Source organism: Gemmatimonadales bacterium (genome assembly GCA_035502185.1).
Classification (GTDB): Bacteria; Gemmatimonadota; Gemmatimonadetes; order Gemmatimonadales; family JACORV01; genus Fen-1245.
Genome location: DATJUT010000012.1, coordinates 1 through 3,443 on the forward strand (window position 1 = coordinate 1; position 3,443 = coordinate 3,443).

At 73.9% G+C, this 3,443-nt stretch carries 3 protein-coding genes; 1 reads left to right on the top strand and 2 read right to left on the bottom strand.

Going from position 1 to position 3,443, the window contains the following annotated elements; genetic code table 11:
* Together VMF70_01400 and VMF70_01405 are read right to left on the bottom strand one after the other, a co-directional pair.
* Positions 1-429 (bottom strand): hypothetical protein (locus VMF70_01400; GenBank protein ID HTT66660.1); only part of this gene is annotated, 429 nt, incomplete at its 3' end.
* A gap of 5 nt (positions 430-434) precedes the next feature.
* Positions 435-1,598 (bottom strand): hypothetical protein, encoded by a 1,164-nt coding sequence (locus tag VMF70_01405; protein ID HTT66661.1) that lies wholly within the window; start codon positions 1,596-1,598, stop codon positions 435-437.
* Between the two features lie 137 nt (positions 1,599-1,735).
* On the opposite strand from VMF70_01405, the gene VMF70_01410 reads away from it, so the two are divergent.
* A complete protein-coding gene (locus VMF70_01410) occupies positions 1,736-3,427 on the top strand; it encodes an amidohydrolase (protein ID HTT66662.1) in 1,692 nt (563 codons plus the stop codon).
* The last annotated feature ends 16 nt before the right edge of the window (positions 3,428-3,443 follow it).

Consider the following 3,443-nt stretch of genomic DNA (forward strand, 5'->3'; position numbering starts at 1 on the left):
GCCGGGGAGCCAGGCGCGCCGCACCGTGACGTACTGGGCCGCAGCGCCCACCACCGTGAGGCTGTCCACGATCCGCGCGGGGCTGCCCGCCGCACCCGGCGCGCTGACGGTGATCGTGTCCACGTACGTCCCGGGCGACACGGACACGGGATCGACGACCCAGCGGACGGCCGACGACCCCGTGCCTCCGGCCGTCACGAGGGTCAGCCAGGCGCTCGCGCCGTGCGCCGCGGTCCAGCGCGCCGCCGCCGCGCCCGCGCCCGTCAGCGCGACCAGCGCCGAATCCGGCGTCACGGCGGCGCTGCCGTCGCCGAGCACGAGGCTCCGGCTCGCCGACGCGGCGATCGAGAGCCCCGGCGTCGTGACGTCAGCGCAGGCCGTGGCGAGCGCCGCCAAGGCGAGGGCGACCGGAGGGAGCCCCGAGCGCACTATGGCTACGAGCCCGCCGGGCGGCCGCGGGCGGCGCGGAGCCGGGCGACCACGGCACCCGCCGCACCGGTGCACGGCGAGGGGAACACGCACACGATGCGCGCGCCGGTGATGCGCGCGGTGCGAAAGTCGAAGTTGATCGTCTGCGTCGTGGGCGACGTCGAGCCCGTCACGCGGGGCATGGACAGGGTGACGAGGCGCCCGCCGAAGGTGCAGGTCCGCGTGGTGCCGCCCTTCCACACGCCCGAGGGAACGGTGGTCGTCGAGCCGCAGCTGCTGTTCCTGTTGATCTGGAGCTGGCCGGAGCTGGCCTGCCAGTAGGTGCCCGTCGACTGCTGGGCCTCCCCGCCGCCGGCGCCGGACGTGGCCCCAGACGCGTCGAACGCGGTGGTCGAGACGTTGGTGAGCGCGATCGTGGTCGCCTTGGTGGCGGCGATGGTCCACCCCTTCCAGGTCGAGTCCGCCGGGTTCCACCACATCACGCCCAGCCAGCTGAGGGTGTCCCACGGCGTGCTCGAGTGGTCCTGGATCGAGATCGAGACGCCGACGGCGCCCCAGCCGGCGGCGAACTGGGCCGCATGCTCCGGACCGCCGGCGCGAGCGGCCGCGTAGGCCGGATTCGGCACCACCACGGTCACCGAGTCCCCCGCATAAAGCTGCGCCGCCAGATCCGAGAGGTCGCCGACGTAGGGCAGCGTGGTGTGGTTGCGCGTCGCCGCCGCGATCGTGGAATCCTGCTCGCCGGGCAGCCACGGCCGGCGCACGGTGATGAACTGCGCGGCCGCGCCCGACACCGTGAGGCTGTCCACGATGCGCGCCGGGCTGCCGATCGCGCCGTCCGCGCTGATCGTGATCGTGTCCACGTACGTACCCGGGGCCAGGTAGATGGGGTCCACCACCCAGCGCAGGACCGCCGAGCCCGTTCCGCCCGCGGTCACGATCGTCAGCCAGGCGCTCGAGCCGTGCGTCGCCGTCCACGCCGCCGTCGCCGACCCCGCACCCGTCAGCGTGACCAGGGCCGAATCCGGCGTCACGGCGATGCTGTCCTGGCTGATCCCGAGACTCCGGCTCGCCGGCACGACCGTGAGCGTGAGCTTGGGTGAGGTGGCGTCCGTGCACGCCTCCGCCACGAGCAGGACGGCAAGCAGCGTCAGGTGTCGTGGTCTCATGGCTCGAGGGCTCCGGCGCGCGGTCGCGCGCCCGCTGGGCGTTTCCCGCCGTGCGCCAATATTATACGGGCGGCGGGCCGCGGCCAGAGAACGACCGTTGCGCGGCCGCTCCCACTCCCAACCCTGCGGGCAATGCCATGACACGTGTGATCGCCGGGACGGCCGCCTTCCTGCTCGCCGCCGGGGTGGTGCGGGCCCAGACCAGCGCGGGCGGCCCCGCCGCGGCGGCCGACCTCATCGTCACCGCGCGCCACATCTACACCGTGGACCCCGACCGGCCGACGGTGGAGGCCCTGGCGGTCCGCGGGGGGCTGATCGCATTCGCGGGGAGCGAGCGCGAGGCGATGGCGCTGAGCGGGCCGCGGACCCGGATGCTGCGCCTGGGCGATGCGACCGTGATCCCCGGCATCGTGGATGCGCACCTCCACCTGCTCGGCCTCGGCACGGCGCTGCGCACGGTGGACCTCACCGGCACCCGCAGCTACGCGACCGTGGTCGACCGGGTGGTCGCGCGGGCGCGCGCCGCGACCGCGGGCGAGTGGATCATGGGCCGCGGCTGGGACCAGAACGCCTGGCCCGACACCCGCTTCCCGACCGAGGAGGCTCTGAGCCGCGCGGTGCCCGACCACCCCGTCGCCCTGCGGCGGGTGGACGGGCACGCCCTGCTGGCGAACGCCCGTGCGCTCGAGGCCGCTGGCATCACCGCTGCGACGCCTGATCCCCCGGGGGGGCGCATCGTCCGGAACGCGGACGGGTCGCCGACCGGCGTGCTGGTGGACAACGCGATGGCTCTGGTGGAGCGCGCGGTGCCCCCGCCGTCCGCCGAGGAGCTGCGCGCGCGCATCGTGGCCGCGGTCGCCGAGGTCAACCGCTGGGGCCTGACGGGCATTCACGACCCCGGCGTCACGGACGGCACCATCGCCCTGTACCACGAGCTGGCCCGGGCCGGCCGCTTCTCCCTCCGCGACTACGTGATGGTGGCGGGCGACAGCGACGACGTGGCCAGCGCCTTCCGCCGCGGCCCGCAACAGGCGCTCGACGACGGGCACCTGTGGATCCGCGCCATCAAGCTGTATGCGGACGGCGCGATGGGCTCGCGCGGCGCGGCGCTGCTCGAGGACTACAGCGACGACCCCGGGAACCGCGGCCTGCTGGTGACCGACACCAACGAGATCCGGCGGATCGCCATCGAGGCGCTGCGCCACGGGTTCCAGGTGTGCACCCACGCCATCGGCGATCGCGGCAACCGGCTCACGCTGGACGCCTACGAGGCGGCGCTCGACAGCGTGCCCGTCGCCGATCATCGCTTCCGGATCGAGCACGCCCAGGTGCTGAGCCGCCAGGACATCCCGCGGTTCGCCGCGCTCGGCGTGATCCCCTCGATGCAGACCAGCCACCAGACCAGCGACATGTACTGGATCGCCAACCGGCTGGGGCCGACCCGGGTGCTGGGGGCGTACGCGTGGCGCTCGCTGCTCAACACCGGAGTGGTGATCCCCAACGGCACCGACGCTCCGGTGGAGGCCGTGAACCCGATGATCCGGTTCCATGCCGCCGTCACGCGGCAGGACGCGGACGGCTGGCCGGCGGGCGGCTGGTTTCCGGCCGAGCGGATGACGCGTGACGAGGCGCTGCGCAGCCTGACGATCTGGCCGGCCTACGCAGCCTTCATGGAGCAGGTGGCCGGCTCGCTGACGCCGGGGAAGTACGCCGACTTCACCGTGCTGGACCGGGACATCATGACGGCGGCGCCGGAGACGATCCTCGAGACGCAGGTCGTGATGACCGTCCTGGGCGGCGTCCCGGTCTACCAGAGGAGCGCGCGATGACGGACACGCTGGAGGC

What these genes read in the sequence shown, in the direction of transcription:
- VMF70_01405 (HTT66661.1), bottom strand. Translation starts at nt 1,598, where the DNA reads ATGAGACCACGACACCTGACGCTGCTTGCCGTCCTGCTCGTGGCGGAG.
- VMF70_01410 (HTT66662.1), top strand. Translation starts at nt 1,736, where the DNA reads ATGACACGTGTGATCGCCGGGACGGCCGCCTTCCTGCTCGCCGCCGGG.